13 protein-coding genes are annotated in these 15,548 nt (G+C 69.3%); 8 read left to right on the forward strand and 5 right to left on the reverse strand.

Going from position 1 to position 15,548, the window contains the following annotated elements; translation table 11 throughout:
- Positions 1-40 precede the first annotated feature (40 nt).
- Both ALI44B_RS07915 and ALI44B_RS07920 read right to left on the reverse strand, forming a co-directional pair.
- Entirely contained in the window at positions 41-1,045 is a 1,005-nt protein-coding gene (locus ALI44B_RS07915; protein ID WP_077054203.1) for a zinc-binding dehydrogenase, read from the reverse strand.
- Positions 1,042-2,565: a mannitol dehydrogenase family protein gene (locus tag ALI44B_RS07920; protein ID WP_077054204.1), complete on the reverse strand. Its 1,524-nt coding sequence runs from the start codon at positions 2,563-2,565 to the stop codon at positions 1,042-1,044. The genes ALI44B_RS07915 and ALI44B_RS07920 overlap by 4 nt, the downstream gene beginning before the upstream one ends.
- A 96-nt stretch (positions 2,566-2,661) precedes the next feature.
- Here ALI44B_RS07920 and ALI44B_RS07925 point away from each other — a divergent pair, with 96 nt between their 5' ends.
- The gene (locus ALI44B_RS07925) at positions 2,662-3,636 is read left to right on the forward strand and encodes a LacI family DNA-binding transcriptional regulator (protein WP_077054205.1); all 975 of its coding nucleotides are present in this window, start codon (positions 2,662-2,664) and stop codon (positions 3,634-3,636) included.
- Between the two features lie 96 nt (positions 3,637-3,732).
- The gene (locus tag ALI44B_RS07930) at positions 3,733-4,632 is read left to right on the forward strand and encodes a hypothetical protein (protein ID WP_077054206.1); all 900 of its coding nucleotides are present in this window, start codon (positions 3,733-3,735) and stop codon (positions 4,630-4,632) included.
- A gap of 67 nt (positions 4,633-4,699) precedes the next feature.
- Here the strand turns inward: ALI44B_RS07930 and ALI44B_RS07935 are convergent, their stop codons facing one another.
- The 3 genes from ALI44B_RS07935 to ALI44B_RS07945 form a co-directional block, all read right to left on the reverse strand.
- A complete protein-coding gene (locus ALI44B_RS07935) occupies positions 4,700-4,999 on the reverse strand; it encodes a hypothetical protein (RefSeq protein ID WP_143459114.1) in 300 nt (99 codons plus the stop codon).
- Positions 5,000-5,241: 242 nt separating this feature from the next.
- Entirely contained in the window at positions 5,242-6,513 is a 1,272-nt protein-coding gene (locus tag ALI44B_RS07940) for a type II toxin-antitoxin system HipA family toxin (protein ID WP_077054208.1), read from the reverse strand.
- Positions 6,503-6,739, reverse strand: a complete 237-nt coding sequence (locus ALI44B_RS07945) for a helix-turn-helix domain-containing protein (RefSeq protein ID WP_077054209.1) — start codon at positions 6,737-6,739, stop codon at positions 6,503-6,505. The genes ALI44B_RS07940 and ALI44B_RS07945 overlap by 11 nt, the downstream gene beginning before the upstream one ends.
- Before the next feature lie 171 nt (positions 6,740-6,910).
- Here ALI44B_RS07945 and ALI44B_RS07950 point away from each other — a divergent pair, with 171 nt between their 5' ends.
- The 6 genes from ALI44B_RS07950 to ALI44B_RS07975 all read left to right on the forward strand — a co-directional run bounded on the left by ALI44B_RS07950 (position 6,911) and on the right by ALI44B_RS07975 (position 15,453).
- The gene (locus tag ALI44B_RS07950; RefSeq protein ID WP_077054210.1) at positions 6,911-8,968 is read left to right on the forward strand and encodes a bifunctional rhamnulose-1-phosphate aldolase/short-chain dehydrogenase; all 2,058 of its coding nucleotides are present in this window, start codon (positions 6,911-6,913) and stop codon (positions 8,966-8,968) included.
- Positions 8,969-8,978: 10 nt separating this feature from the next.
- Positions 8,979-10,523, forward strand: coding sequence for a rhamnulokinase (locus ALI44B_RS07955; protein WP_077054211.1), 1,545 nt, complete (start codon positions 8,979-8,981; stop codon positions 10,521-10,523).
- Positions 10,524-10,532: 9 nt separating this feature from the next.
- A complete protein-coding gene (locus ALI44B_RS07960) occupies positions 10,533-11,483 on the forward strand; it encodes a 2-hydroxyacid dehydrogenase (protein WP_077054212.1) in 951 nt (316 codons plus the stop codon).
- Between the two features lie 85 nt (positions 11,484-11,568).
- Positions 11,569-12,417, forward strand: a complete 849-nt coding sequence (locus tag ALI44B_RS07965; protein WP_077054213.1) for a FadR/GntR family transcriptional regulator — start codon at positions 11,569-11,571, stop codon at positions 12,415-12,417.
- A gap of 66 nt (positions 12,418-12,483) precedes the next feature.
- Positions 12,484-13,740, forward strand: a complete 1,257-nt coding sequence (locus tag ALI44B_RS07970; RefSeq protein ID WP_077054214.1) for an alpha-hydroxy acid oxidase — start codon at positions 12,484-12,486, stop codon at positions 13,738-13,740.
- A 246-nt stretch (positions 13,741-13,986) separates the two neighbouring features.
- Positions 13,987-15,453, forward strand: coding sequence for an ArnT family glycosyltransferase (locus tag ALI44B_RS07975; RefSeq protein WP_077054215.1), 1,467 nt, complete (start codon positions 13,987-13,989; stop codon positions 15,451-15,453).
- Positions 15,454-15,548: the final 95 nt, after the last annotated feature.

Here is a 15,548-nt window from a genome sequence, read left to right on the forward strand (position 1 = left end):
GTTGGGGGCGTGCGATGTAGCGGGTAAGCGGGTGGGTGCGTCAGAGCGCGAGCAGAACCTTCGACGAGACGGATGAATCGCGTGCGACGGCAAACGCTTCGGCGGCGTCGGTCGCGGCGATCACGTGCGTGACGACGGCCGCGAGCACATCGGATTCGGCGAGCATGCGGATGGCCTCGTCGATCTCGTCGGCGAACCGGAACGCCCCGTGGATGGTCAGCTCCTTGGCCAGCAGGGGCGCGAGGTTGACCGCGATATCGGCGTTCGGCAGCATGCCGACCTGCACGAGCGTGCCGGCACGGCGGGCGGCGCGCACGGCCTGCGTGAGAGCGACCGCGACGCCCGAGCATTCGAAGACGACGTCGTAGGATTCGTCGGCGATGGCGTCACGCGGCACGAGGTGGGTTTCGGCGGCGCCGAGGGCCTCGGCGCGTTCGAGCGCTTCGGGCCGCACATCGCTGGCGCCGATGGTGGCTGCTCCCGCGCGGGCCGCGGCGGCCAGCACGAGCAGGCCGATGGGTCCGGCGCCGATGACGAGAACGCGCTTGCCCGTGAGGTCGCCGGCCAGGCTGACGGCGTGCAAGGCGACGGCGAGGGGCTCGGCCAGGGCGGCGCGCTCGAGAGGCAGGCCCTCGGGCAGCACACGCACCATCCCCTCTTCGACGATCAGGTATTCGGCGGCCCCACCCTGGCGGTGCGGCGCGGCGGCCGCGCTGCCCAGGTAGTCGCCACCGGGGCGCAGATGCGGGCGCTGTTCGAGCCCGGCCACATCGCCGCCGAAGCGCGCGGGGTGCACCGTGACGGGCGTGCCGGGCGCGAGGCGGCCCGACGGGTCGAGGTCGACGACGGCCGACAGCTCGTGCCCGGGCGTGAGCGGTTCGCGAATCGTGTATTCGCCGTTCGCGCCGTGGAAGTAGTAGTGCAGGTCGGAGCCGCAGATGCCCACGAACTTCACGCGCAGGCGCACCTCGCCCGCGGCGGGTTCGGGCTGGGCAACGTCTTCCCAACGGATGTCTTCTGCGCCGTGAATGGCCAACTTCATCATCGATGGGCCCCTGTCAGAGTCGTGGTGGTGTCGGATGTGGTTTCAGAGGATGCGTCGGCTTCGGAGGCCGCCAGGCTGTCGCGCAGCGCCGCGTCGACGCCGTGTCGCGCGATGGTATCGACGAGTTCGCCGACGCGCGCGATGAACGCGGGGGCCTCGGCGAGTTCCTGGCCGAAGAGGTGCAGCTCAGCGAAGGCGCGTTGCGCGAGCTCCGTGCCGCTCGCGGCGGACGCGGCGACCTCGGCCAGGCGTTCGCGCGCGGGGTCGGTCATGGCGCGGGCGTGGTCGCCGGGCTCGAAGCCGGGCAGCGGGGCGATGCAGGACAGATACCCGGCCACGGCGAGCGCGATGAGGTGCGGCATCCGACCGTTCGAGAGGCTGAGGAGGACGGGCTCGGGGATGCGCTGACGCAGTTTGACCGAACCATCCGTGCCCACCTGCGCCGTGCGGTGGCCGAGCGCCGTGTTGCCCCAGCGCTCGAACAGCTGCGCTTCGTAGGCGCGGATGTCGACACCGGTCGGCACCTGCACGGAGGGTTCGAACTCGCGCTCGAGCACACCGCGGGCGGCGCGGGCGATCTCGGGCAGCGCGATGGCCTCGGGAATCGTGGCGGCGCCGCGCAGGGCGCCCAGATAGGCGATGAGCGAGTGCGTGCCGTTCAGCAGGCGCACCTTCATCTGCTCGTAGCGGCCGACCTCGTCGGTGAAGACCGCGCCGCCCTCTTCCCACGCGGGGCGGCCGGCGGCGAAGGCGTCTTCGATGGCCCACATGGTGAACGGTTCGGCGGGAACGGGTGAGGCGTCCGGGCCCCCGAGCTGGGCGGCGACGGCGGCGCGCAGCTCGTCGGTCGTGGCGGGAACGATGCGGTCGACCATGCTCGAGGGGAAAGCGACCGAGGCGTCGAGAAAGGCGAGCGCTTCGTCACCCTCGGCACCGGGCAGCTGGCCGAGGAACTCTCGCACGAGGCGTTCGGTGTGCGCACCGTTCTCGCTGAGGTTGTCGCAGCTGAGGATCGTCACGGGCTGGGCGCTTCCGGCGGCGCGCTGCTGCAGGCCGCGGGCGAGCTGGCCGATCGCGGTGCTCGGATATCCGCCCCGAAGGTCGGCGGCGACGCGCGGGTCGGCCAGGTCGAGGTGCCCCGTCGAGGGCGAATAGCTGTAGCCGTTCTCGGTCACGGTCAACGTGACGACGCGGATGGCGGGGTCGGCCAGGTGCGTGACGACGCGGCCGGGTTCGTCGGCCGCCACGAAGACGTCGGTGTGCGATCCGGGAACGCTGAGCGAGGTGCCGGAGGGCGAGATCTCGGCGACCGTGTACTGCAGACCCTGGGCGCGCATGGCATCGACGACGCTGTGCGAGCGGGAGGCGACACCGACAATGCCCCAGTTATCCCCGCCGGCTCGGATGGCGGCCGCCGTGTAGACCGCCTGGTGCGCCCGGTGGAAGTTGCCCAGCCCGAGGTGCAGGATGCCGGCGGAGTGCGGCGTCGCCGGTGAGAAAAGATCTGCATTGATCAGCATGAGAATGATTCTGAATGGTTTGTACAAGCTTGTCAACTATTCTCATCCCCTCTCCATGCACCATCATGAAAGAGAACACTCCATCGAAGGACGACCGTGACCGCCACCCTGACCGACGTCGCTCGCCACGCGGGCGTCTCCCTCGCGACCGCTTCGCGCGCGTTCGGCGAACCGGATCGCCTGGCCGCCGGCACCCTGCAGCGCGTCCTGAGCGCCGCCGCCGAGCTCGGCTACACGGCCAACAACTCCGCCGCCGGCACGGCCGAACGCACCTTCGGCGTGCTCGTGCCCGACGTCGCGAGCCCCGTCTATGCCACGCAGCTCAAGGGCATCCACGCGCAGTCCTGGCACGGCCGCCACCGCCCCGTGCTCTTCGACACCAACGAAGACCTGCGGCGCGAACGCGAACAGATCGCGCTGGCCGGCAAACTCGACGGCATGCTGCTGTGCTCACCGCGGTTGCCGGATGACGAGATCCGCGAGCTAGTGGGCGACACCCCCGTCGTGGTCATCAACCGCATCATCGACGGCATCCCGTGCGTCGTCATGGACACCGAGAACGGTCCGCGCCAGGCCGTCGAGCACCTCGCGGCGCTCGGCCACCGTCACATCGCCTATGCCGCCGGGCCACGCCTGTCGTGGGCCGACATGCGGCGGCACGAGGCCATCGAGAGGGCGTGCGTCGCGCTCGACATCCGCTTCACGAGCCTCAACAACCAGGCCGCGTCGATCCAGGGCGGGTTGGCCGCAGCCGCACCCGTCGTGGCGAGCGGCGCGACGGCCGCCATCGCCTATAACGACCTCGTCGCGCTCGGAATCGACGCCGGCATCACGCACCTCGGCAAGAGCTGCCCCGCCGACATCAGCCTCATCGGCTTCGACGACATCGAGCTGGCCGCCGTGCGCCAGCCCGGGCTCACCACTCTCAAGCTGGCTATCGACCGCTCGGGTTCGCTGGCCGTCGAGATACTGCTGCAGCTCATGGCGGGCGAGACGCCGCATCCGCTCGTCGCGAGCCTCGACTCACAGCTCATCGTGCGCGGGTCGACGGCGGCCCCGCCCCGCGACTGACGCACCGAAACGGGGGTTAGGCTTCGGTCAGGCCTGTTGTCGCGCTCGAGCTGCGACCCGTCGGCCCCTTCTCCAGCGCCGCAGAGGAACACGACCATGACACTCGCAGACACGACCGAGTTCGACGCCTTCGGGCCCTGGATCGACCAGGTCGCCTCCGAATCGGCCATCCCCCGGCTGTTCCGCGGCCACCGTTTCGACCTGAACGCCGCGATCGTCGTTCTGAAGGTTCCTCGCAACATCGCGCGGCGCGATGCCAACCCAGCGATGGACCTCTACGACCTGCTGCTCATCGTCGAACCCCATTCCTTCACCGTGCTGCGGCGAGAGGATGCGTCGTTCACCACGCGCGTCATCCGCTACTCCGACGTCGCCGCATTCGAGGACAGCGTCGAACTGCTCGACGGCCTCTTCATCGTGCACACGATGGATGGCGACAGCGTGCGGGTTCCCTACAACGGCTCGTCGCGCGCGACCATCGCGTCCCTCACCGACGAGCTGCGCCGCCTCGTTGCGCCCACGCTGGTGCCGCATCCCGAGATCGCGTCGCGTGCGCCCCTCGAACGCGGCGAACTCGGGCGCGACGGCAACGGTCTCGTGGCGGCCTACCGCGAGATCGCGGCGAAAGAGCCGTGGCTGCGTGTCGTGGCCGCGCACGCCAACCGGCGCCTCGAGACATCCGGCGGCATCGTCGACCAGCTCGCGCTCTGGGTGCGGCGCGCCACCCTGCAGGGCGCCATCGTGAGCATCAGCGACACCGAACTCTCGATCGTGTCACGCCGCGACTGGGTCGTCCCCGGCAAACGCCCCGCCCTCTCGGAGTCGCGCCGCATCGTGCCGCTCGACCGCCTCGCGGCCGTGTCGGTCGCCCCGCACCCGGGCTTCGTCGGCGCCTCGACCGTCACCCTTGCGGTGGGCCAGGCATCCATTGTCTGCGTCGTGCCGACGGGCTCCCCCGCCGAGGCGGCTCTGGCCGCCCTCGCGCCGCGTCGCTGAGCGAACGGACAAGCGCCCTGACGGAGTCACGCGGTCACGCTTGAACGTCGGCGCTCGGGCAACCCCGCTAATCGTCCGTCGGCGTCTCGACCGGAACCTCGCGGTAGTAGACGTTCTCGCTGATCGCCTCCCAGTCCTCCCCGGGCGACACGCCATCCGCGGCCGACCGGAAGGCGTCTTGCTCAACCTGCAACTCGTTGTAGACAGCCCCGCCGCCTCCCCCGCCGCATCCGACACGACCGTCTGTGCCGTCCGGCCCGGTCAACAGGATGCAATACCCATCGTCCGTCGACTCGCCGAGGTAGACACGGAAGCCAGCCCTTTCTCCGACGAATCGAACCGTCTCGACATCGACCCTCTCGGTCATGTCGGATGTCACCGCCGCGGGAAGCGCATCATCCGCGGAAGCCGCACGCTCGAGATCCGACACCTGCACGGCCGGTGCCGAACATCCCGCTAGCGCCACCCCGAGCACAACGGCCCCAGCCACCCACCCACTCGCGCGAAAACCACTGTGCTTTCTCATCATCGAACCCCCTTCCGGCGAGCGTAGCCAGATTCGCTGCCGGCCGCATCGATCCTGACGACACCGCCACCCGCGGGTGGGCGTCAGAGGCGCGGCATGAGCATGTAGGGCAGGGATGTGCGCAGCCGGGCCGGCTGACCGTCGAGGAGGTTCTGCGCCTGGCTGCGGATGTACCCCGGCACGTGCTTCTCGATCGAAGCGGGTGCCACGACGCGCCGGGTCGCTTCGATGATCTGTTCGAGCGACTCGTCGATGACCTCTCGTGCGCGCGCCGCGCGAACGCCCCAGCTCTTCGCCTCGTCGATGAGGTGATCCCTTGTGATGGCGCCGATCTGAGACTCACCAGCTATCGACAGCGCCATACCCTGCGGTGCTTCATAGGCGAGGGCGAGCGGTGAGGCGTCATAGAACGGGGCCAGCATGGCGCTCCCATCCTCAGGATGCATGAGCGAGAAGTTCTTCATGTGCGCGTCGGTGTTGCCCGAGGCCACGTTCAGCACGGTGTAGCGCAAAAGCCTCTCGCGGTCAGGCTCACTTGCCGAGAAAATCGTGCGGTCCCGATCGAGGATCGCAGCGATCGCGCGCAGATTGGCACCAGGATTCTGACGCTCGAATTTGTCGTCCCCTCCCCAGGGCAGGGCTAAGGCTTGCGCGAAGTCTTCTTGATGGATCCGCTCCGTCCCGCCCGGCACCGCGCGGCGATCGTAACGCTCGATCACCAAGACCGTTCGGGCGCCGATGGTCTCGACCCACGACTCATAGGTGAGAAGCCCCATCTCGCGAGCAAGAGCGAGGACGAAGTTCTCTCCATCCGCCAAGGCCACGTTCTCGGCGTCAACCGGTTTCAGAATATGCGTCGACGGGATGCTGCCTCGCCCGGCGAACCAGGCTCCATCGCGTCGCGTGAGCGTCACCTTGCGCTGGAACCCGGGAAGCGCAGAACCGCCACCTCCGAGCAAGAAGCCGGATGCCCGCGACAGGATCGCATCGAGTTCGGCGGCATCTAGGCGCCGGGGCTCTTCGGGTTCCCGAGCGCGCCCCACGCTGAGCGCACCGGCGAGGTCAGCACCGACCTCGGCCAACATGCCCACGACGTTGTTGCTCGCGACGTGAACCTCGGCGGCCAAGCGTTCCAGCCAGAGCCCCTCGGGAAGCAGCCCACCGAAGAAGGGAGCGGCGTCGGCCGCGTCCACGCCGACCGGAAGAGACTTCGAGAGCGGGGTATCCCGCAACCGCCACCGCTCGGATGCATCATCGGTCCATGCCAGCCGGACGGCCCCGGCTTCGTCGACGCGCAGCGTTCCGATTCGAGTGCCGTAGAGCCGGACCACCAGGCCTTGCTCGTCACCGTCCATCGGTAGGCTCATCGCGGGTCTGGGCCGTGAGGTCGATGCCGAGGCGCGCCAGGAGGTCGAAGTAGCGCTCGTCGGCGCGTTTTGCCTTGCCACTCTCGAGTTCAGAGATGTAGCGCTGCGTGGAGCCCAGGGCATCCGCGAGCTGGGCCTGCGACATCCCGTTCTGCGACCGAATTCGACGCACGAGGTCGCCGAGGTCGGCGGCAGATCTGATCCGGGCTCTCATACCCCTCCTATTACGTATCTGTAATAAGCCTAACTGTTATTACCGTAAAGGTATAGAGCATCCCGTCATTACCGATGTGTAATCACATCCACACTTGCGCCCGTTGTTAAGTGCTGTGATACTTAACACGTTCGCACACTGAGCGCCGCGCGCGCCAACAAGGGAGTTTGCATGTCGCACAGCACCACCGAGCCCACCAACCCGGCCGCCGCCGAGCTCATCGCTCGCAGCAACCGCCTGGGCGCCGACCCCAAGAACACCAACTACGCGGGCGGCAACACATCGGCCAAGGGCACGGCCATCGACCCCGTCACGGGCGAAGAGGTCGAGCTGCTCTGGGTGAAGGGTTCGGGCGGAGACCTCGGCACGCTCACCGAGAAGGGCCTCGCGGTGCTGCGCCTCGACCGCCTGCGCGCCATGCAGAACACCTACCCGGGCGTCGAGCGCGAAGACGAGATGGTCGCCGCCTTCGACTACACGCTGCACGGCAAGGGCGGCGCGGCCCCCTCGATCGACACCCCCATGCACGGCCTCGTCGACGCGAAGCACGTCGACCACTTGCACCCCGACTCCGGCATCGCCATCGCGACGGCGGCCGACGGCGAAGAACTCACCCGCACGATCTTCGGCGACAAGGTCGTCTGGGTGCCCTGGCGCCGCCCCGGTTTCCAGCTCGGCCTCGACATCGCGGCCCTGAAGCGCGAGAACCCGCAGGCCATCGGCTGCATCCTCGGCGGCCACGGCATCACGGCCTGGGGCGAGACGAGCGAAGAGTCCGAGAAGAACTCGCTGTGGATCATCGACACGGCCGCCGCCTACATCGCCGAGAACTCCAAGGCCGAGCCGTTCGGCGCCCCCCTCAAGGGCTATGCGGCCCTCAGCCCCGCCGAACGTCGCGCCAAGGCGGCCGCCCTGGCCCCCGTCATCCGCGGCATCGCCTCGACCGACAAGCCCCAGGTCGGCCACTTCACCGACGCGGATGTCGTGCTCGACTTCTTGGCCAGCAGCGAGCACCCGCGCCTCGCCGCCCTGGGCACCAGCTGCCCCGACCACTTCCTGCGCACCAAGGTCAAGCCGCTCGTGCTCGACCTGCCGTCAGACGCCAGCATCGAGGACAGCATCGCGCGCCTCGAGGAGCTGCACGAGCAGTACCGCGCCGACTACCAGGCCTATTACGACAGGAACAAGAAGGACGGATCGCCCGCCATCCGCGGCGCCGACCCCCTCATCGTCCTGATCCCGGGCGTCGGCATGTTCAGCTACGGCAAGGACAAGCAGACCGCGCGCGTGGCCGGCGAGTTCTACATCAACGCCATCAACGTCATGCGCGGAGCCGAGGGCCTCTCGACCTACGCCCCCATCGACGAGGCCGAAAAGTTCAACATCGAGTACTGGTCGCTCGAAGAGGCCAAGCTGCAGCGCATGCCCAAGCCCAAGCCGCTCGCCACGCGCATCGCGCTCGTCACGGGCGCCGCGTCGGGCATCGGCAAGGCCATCGCCACGCGTCTCGCCGCCGAGGGAGCCGTCGTCGTCATCGCCGACCTATCGCTCGAGAAGGCGCAGGCCGCGGCCGCCGAGATCGGCAACACCGATGTCGCGGTGGGCGTGCAGGCGGATGTCTCGGACGAGGCCGCCGTCGAAGCATCCATCAACGAAACGCTCTTGGCCTTCGGCGGGCTCGACCTCGTGGTCAACAACGCCGGCCTGTCGCTCTCGCGCCCCCTGCTCGAGACGACCGTCGCCGATTGGGACCTGCAGCACAACGTCATGGCCAAGGGCTCGTTCCTCGTGTCGAAGGCCGCCGCGCGCGTGCTCATCGCGCAGAAACTCGGCGGCGACATCGTGTACATCTCGTCGAAGAACTCGGTCTTCGCGGGCCCCAACAACGTCGCCTACTCGGCCACCAAGGCCGACCAGGCCCACCAGGTGCGCCTCTTGGCCGCCGAGCTCGGCGAATACGGCATCAAGGTCAACGGCATCAACCCGGATGGTGTGGTGCGCGGTTCGGGCATCTTCGCCTCGGGCTGGGGCGCCAACCGGGCCAAGACCTACGGCATCGAAGAGGAGGACCTGGGCAAGTTCTACGCCCAGCGCACCATCCTGAAGCGCGAGGTCGTGCCCGAGAACGTGGCCAACGCGGTGTACGTTTTGTGCACGAGCGACCTCTCGCACACGACCGGTTTGCACATCCCGGTCGACGCGGGTGTCGCGGCCGCCTTCCTGCGCTAGGAGCAGCTCGATGACGACACACACGGCGAGGCGGGGCACGGTCGCGGCCGTCGACCTCGGCGCCACGAGCGGGCGCGTCATGCTCGGGCACATCGGGGCGGGCGAGTTGACGCTCATCCCGGTGGCCCGGTTTCCCAACACGCCCGTGCGCACGCCCGACGGCTACCACTGGAACATCCTCGAGCTCTATCGGTCGATCACGGCCGGTTTGACGCATGCGGCGCGTGAGGCACCCGAAGTCGAGAGCATCGGCATCGACTCCTGGGCGGTCGACTACGGGCTATTGCGGGGCGGCCGGTTGCTCGGCATCCCCTATCACTACCGCGACGAGCGCAACCAGCAGGGCGTGGATGACGTGCACGCCGTCGTTCCCTTCGACGAGCTCTATCGGCAGAACGGGTTGCAGTTCTTGCCCTTCAACACCGTCTACCAGCTCGCCGCGGAACAGCGCGCCGGAACCCTGCCGCTCGCCGACGACCTGCTGCTCATCCCCGACCTCATCGCGTACTGGCTGACGGGCGAGAAGGTGGCCGAGGCCACCAACGCGTCGACCACGGGCCTCCTCCGGCCCGCGGGTGCGGCCACGGCACTCGAGGGGGCCGCTCGTGCTGGGCGTCCCGCCTCCTCGAGTGCCGCGGCGGCTCCGCTTGCGCGGCCGGTCTGGAACGACGATCTCATCGCCACGCTCGGCCTGCCCCGCGACATCCTGCCGCCGCTCGTTTCCCCCGGCGAGCGCATCGGGTCGCTGCTGCCCGCCGTGCAGGCCGATACGGGCATCGGGGCGCACGTTCCCGTCACGGCCATCGGGTCGCACGACACCGCGTCCGCCGTGGTCGCCGTGCCCATGCTGACCGACGACGCCGCCTACATCAGCTGCGGAACCTGGGGGCTCGTGGGCGTGGAGCTCGAGCATCCGGTGCTCACCGACGCCAGCCGCGCCGCCAATTTCACGAACGAGGGCGGCGTCGACGGCCGCACGCGTTTCTTGCACAACGTGATGGGCCTGTGGCTGCTGAGCGAATCGGTGCGCTGGTGGGAACGTGACGGCGAGACCATCGACCTGCCCTCCCTGCTCGCGCAGGCGGCGGATGTCTCGGGCGAGATATCGGTCTTCGACGCCGACGACCCGCGCTTCCTGACGCCCGGCGACATGCCCGGTCGCATCGCGTCCTATCTCGGCGAGCGCGGCCTGCGCGTGCCAGCCAGCCGCGCGGAGTTCGTGCGCTCGATCCTCGAGTCCCTGGCCGAGGCGTTCGCACGCGCGGTGCACGCGGCGAGCGAGCTCTCGGGCAAGCGCGTCGGGGTCATCCACGTGGTCGGCGGCGGCTCGCAGAACGCGCTGCTGTGCCAACTCACGGCCGATCGCGCCGGGCTGCCCGTCGAGGCCGGCCCCGTCGAGGCGACCGCGCTCGGCAACGTTCTCGTGCAGGCGCGGGCCGCCGGCATCATCGACGGCGACCTCGAAACGCTGCGGGCGCTCGTGGCACAGACGGTGTCGCCCCGCACGTTCAGCCCGCGTGTCAACCAATCGCGCCCGACCGCGGCCCGGGTCTAGGGTCGAAAGATGTCTGACAACACCTCGTCTTCCGCCGCCCCCGCCCGCCTCGTCGTGAGTGTGCCCGGCGACACGTTGCTCAATCGGCTCACCCCGGCGCCCGAGGGCGTCGACGTCATCGTGTGGGATGTCTCGGGCACTCCGCCGCGCGACCACATCGACATCATCGTGCCGCCCTACATGGGTTCGGTCGACAGCCTCGCGCCGCTCGCGCACGTCACCTCGCAGATCGTGCAGAGCCAGTCGATCGGCTATGACGGCGTGGCCGACATCCTGCCAGCCGGCATCACGTTCGCGAACGCGGCGACGGTGCACGAGACCGCGACGGCTGAGCTCACAGTGGCCTTGATTCTCGCGGCGCTGCGCGAGATCCCCCGCTTCGTGCGCGGTGCCTCGCGCGGCCAGTGGGATCCGGCCCGAGCGACCGGCCTCGCCGACAAGCGCGTGCTGCTCGTCGGCTACGGCGGAGTGGGTGCCGCCATCGCCGACCGCCTCGACCCGTTCGAGGTCACCATCACGCGCGTGGCGAGCCGCGAACGCGACGACGACCGCGGGCACGTGTATGCCCTGTCGAGCCTCGACGAGCTGCTGCCCGACGCGGATGTCGTGGTGCTCGGCGTCCCCCTGACCGACGACACCCGGCACCTGGCCGACGACGCGTTCTTCTCGCGCATGCACGACGGCGCGCTGTTCGTGAACATCGCTCGCGGCCCCGTGGCCGACACCGAGGCGCTGCTCGCGCACACGTCGAACGGTCGCCTGAATGCGGCGCTCGACGTGACCGACCCCGAACCGCTGCCCGACGGGCATCCGCTCTTCGCCCTGCCCAACGTGCTCATCAGCCCCCACGTGGGCGGCGCGACCGACGCCATGATGCCGCGCATGGAGAAGCTGCTGCGCCGCCAGATCGATCACCTGCTGGCCGGCGACGAGCCCGAGAACGTGGTTCTGCGCACATGAGGGGGCTTGCGCGTGGGGGCGCGCCTCTGTATACAATGTGGTCCTACCACACGGCCCGCCACATCAACGACGAGAGGCACACCCCGTGACCGAAGAACGCCGAGCCTGGCAGCAGGTGCTCGAGCACATCGAATCCGACCTTCTGCAGGGTCGTCTGCGCCCCGGAGACCGCCTGCCCGGCGAGCGCGCCCTGGCCACCGACCTGGGCGTCGGCCGCTCGAGCGTGCGCGAGGCCTTCCGCGTGCTCGAGGTGCTGGGGCTCATCCGCACGGCCTCGGGTTCGGGGCCCACCGCTGGCGCCATCATCGTGGCCCTGCCGACGGGCGGCATGACGGCGCTCATGCGCTTACAGGTCGCCGCCAACGGCTTCGCGGTTCAGGATGTCGTGGCCACGCGTCTCGTGCTCGAGACCGCCGTCGTCCACGACCTCGCGGGTGACGGGCAGCGCAATCTCACGCGCCCCGTCGAACTGCTCGACGCCATGGAATCGCGTCAGCTCTCCGAGGCCGAATTCCTGGCCCTCGACGCGCAGTTCCACCTCTCGCTTGCCGAGGCGGCCGGCAACCAAGTCATCACGGCGACCATGGCGGGCCTGCGCGGATCGATCGAGAACTACGTGCTCGCGGGTGTGCCCAACCTGCCGTCGTGGGCCGAGACGTCCGAACGCCTGGCCGTCGAGCACCGCCACATCGTGGCCGCCATCGAAGAGGGGGATGCCGCATCCGCCCGCACCCTCGTGCGCGACCACATCACGGGCTACTACGCCGAGACCGGGTTGGCGGGGCGCACCCCTGTCGCGCGCCCCGACGAGGATGCCGCGGCGCGCGCGTCCTCATCCCACGGCGATCACGCGACCGCAGCAGCCCCGGCATCCGCACCTGCTGCGGCGTCGACGCCCGAACCCGAACCTGTTGCCGCCCCCGCCGCATCCTGACTTTCCCCCTGTCGCCGCGCACACCCGTGGGCCGCGAACCGACCAAACCCCTCGAAAGGACACCCCGTGGTTGAACGCCGTCTGCCCAAACCGCACGACCTCCTCCCCCTCATGCAGTTCAAGAAACCCGAGCTCAACGCGCGCAAGCGTCGCCTGAAGTCGGCCAACACCATCTACGACCTGCGCGCCATCGCCAAGCGCATCACGCCGACGGCCCCGTTCGACTACACGGATGGCGCCGCCGAGGGCGAGATCTCGCTGGCCCGCGCGCGCCAGGCGTTCCAGGACATCGAGTTCCACCCCTCCGTCTTGAAGAACGTCTCGCAGGTTTCCACCGGCTGGGATGTCCTCGGCCAGCACGTCGCCCTCCCGTTCGGCATCGCGCCCACCGGTTTCACACGCATGATGCAGACCGAGGGCGAGCGCGCCGGTGCGAGCGCCGCGGCCGCCGCCGGCATTCCCTTCACACTGTCGACCATGGGCACGACGTCGATCGAGGACGTCAAGGCCGCCGCGCCCGACGGCCGAAACTGGTTCCAGCTCTACATGTGGACCGACCGGGACCGCTCGATGGCGCTCGTCGACCGGGCCGCCAAGGCCGGCTACGACACGCTCGTGGTCACGGTCGACACACCTGTCGGCGGCGCGCGCCTGCGCGATGTGCGCAACGGCATGACCATCCCGCCGTCGCTCACACCCAAGACCGTGATCGACGCCCTGCCCCGCCCGGCCTGGTGGATCAACTTCTTGACCACCGAGCCGCTCGCGTTCGCGTCGCTCGACCGCTGGTCCGGCACCGTCGCGGCCCTCATCGACACCATGTTCGACCCGACCGTCGGGCCCGAAGAGGTCAAGTTCATCCGCTCGCAGTGGAAGGGCAAGCTCGTCGTCAAGGGCATCCAGTCGGTGAAGGATGCTCAGCTCGCCGTCGATCTCGGCGCCGACGCCATCATCCTGTCGAACCACGGCGGCCGCCAGCTCGACCGTGCGCCCATCCCCTTCCACCTGCTGCCCAGCGTGGTGAAAGAGGTCGGAGCGCACACCGAGGTGCACCTCGACACGGGCATCATGAACGGTGCCGACATCGTGGCCTCGGTCGCCATGGGCGCGCGTTTCACGCTCATCGGCCGCGCCTACCTCTACGGCCTCATGGCGGGCGGGCGCGAGGGCGTGGACCGCACCATCCAGATCCTCACCTCCGAGATCACGCGCACCATGAAGTTGCTCGGGGTGTCGTCGCTCGAGGAGCTCGAGCCCGGGCACGTCACGCAGCTGAGCCGCTTCACCACGCTGCAGCCGCTGCAGGCGGGCGATCGGGTGTAGCGCGACACGCCGTTTCGCCGCGCCCCCTCGGGGGTGTTGCGGGCGGCGACCAGCACGACCCAGCGGATGCCGCCGAGACACGTTCTCGGCGGCATCCGTCGTTCGTGCGCGGGAACGGCGCCCGCGCAGGCCTCGGGGCGGTCGCGGAGAGTCGACGCGGTGGGGCGGTTCCGCGGGCCGCGCATCGCGATCGTGAGAGCGGTTTGCGAGACGGGTTTTAACTAAACCCTCTGGTATCGTCCGACTGTGCCGGCCCCCGAACTTTCGTCATCATCTCGCTGGGCCCGCTGGCTTCCCGTCGCCGTCGTCTTCCTCTGGGGCGCCTACCTGTGCCTCTGGAATATCGGCTCGGCCAATCAGAACGCCGACGAGGGCATCTACGTCGAGGCGGGCTGGGACTACGTGCACGGCGACTTCGCGGCCAACCGCGAGCATCCGCCCACCGCCAAGTACCTCTTCGGCGTCGTCCAATTGATCTTCGGCGAGGGCCTGCTCGCGCCCCGCATCTTCATAGGGCTGCTCACCTTGGCCGTCGGCGTGGTCATCTGGCTGTGGCTGCGGCGCGAGATCGGTTTCACCCTCGCCCTCATTCCCGCGGCCCTGTGGCTGCTGCTGCCGCGCGGAGTCACGGGCGGCGCCGAGCGTCTCGACCGATTCGCCCTGCTCGAACCCGTCATGGTCGCGTTCACGGTCTTCGCGATGGCTGCAGCCTGGATGTGGTTCCGCACCGAGCGCTGGACGTGGATCGTCGCCTCGGGCGTGTTCATGGGCCTCGCCATCACGGCAAAGGTGTCGGCGGCCGTCATCCTCGTCGGCTTCCTCGTGCTGCTCGTCGCCCGCCGGCCCCTCGCCCGCGTGCTGCGCGATGTCGCGCTTTTCGTGGTCGCGCTCGTCGTCACGGCCGTGGCGCTCTACCTGCCCATGGGCATGACCGATGCGGTCGGCTACATGCTGCAGATGCAGGCCGAGCACAACGCCGCCGGGCACCTCATCACGGTCGCGGGCATCACGGGGCCGTTCCCGCCGTGGTGGGCCAACCTGTGGTTCACAGTGGTCGGGGTCGGCGTTCCGACGGCCGCCGTACTCGCCGTCGGCCTCGTCGCCGCTGTCGTCGTCGGGCGCCCGCGGCGCCTCGTGGTCTTCATCGGCACGGCCCTCGGCGCACTGCTCGTCTTCCACCTCTTCGGGTCGAACGTGGCGCTGCCCCACTACTACTACGCGTGGTTCTGGATGCTGGCGGTGCTCGCGGGTCTCGGCCTGGCGGGCCTGCTGCGCCCCGGGCCCCGCGGCGTGCTCGTCGTCGCCGGGCGCGTGGTCGGCATCCTGGCGCTGCTGCTCGTCGTCGTGATCGCGGCGCGCCTGTCGGTGCACACCTGGCAGGAGCGGGCCGCGGGTATGGCGCTCGTCGAGGACGCGCTCGACGAGGACCCGGCACCCGACGGGGACGTGCTCGTGGCGGGCATGGCGCCGTGGGAGTACGAGCCCTATATCGAGGAGGACGAGATCGTGGGTGATCTGGCACTCGTCGACGCGGCCGACATCCGAGCCATCGTCGTCAAGCATTCGCCGCGATTCGGCATCGACCCCCGCATCCAGTCGTTCGTCGATCAGGCGCAGCCGGGCGTGCGGCTCGAACAGCTCGACGACACGTATGTCTACATCCTCGACGCGCGGCTCGTCTCGGCGGGCGACACCCTCGTCCTCGAGCGGTGACCGGCACGAGCGAGCCCCCGCACCAGCACCAGCCCCGCCCCCAGCCCCAGCCCCAGCGTGTGCCCCAGCATCAGCGTGAGCACCCCGCCTCGGCT

The organism is Leifsonia sp. ALI-44-B (genome assembly GCF_001984125.1).
Taxonomy (GTDB): domain Bacteria; phylum Actinomycetota; class Actinomycetes; order Actinomycetales; family Microbacteriaceae; genus Okibacterium.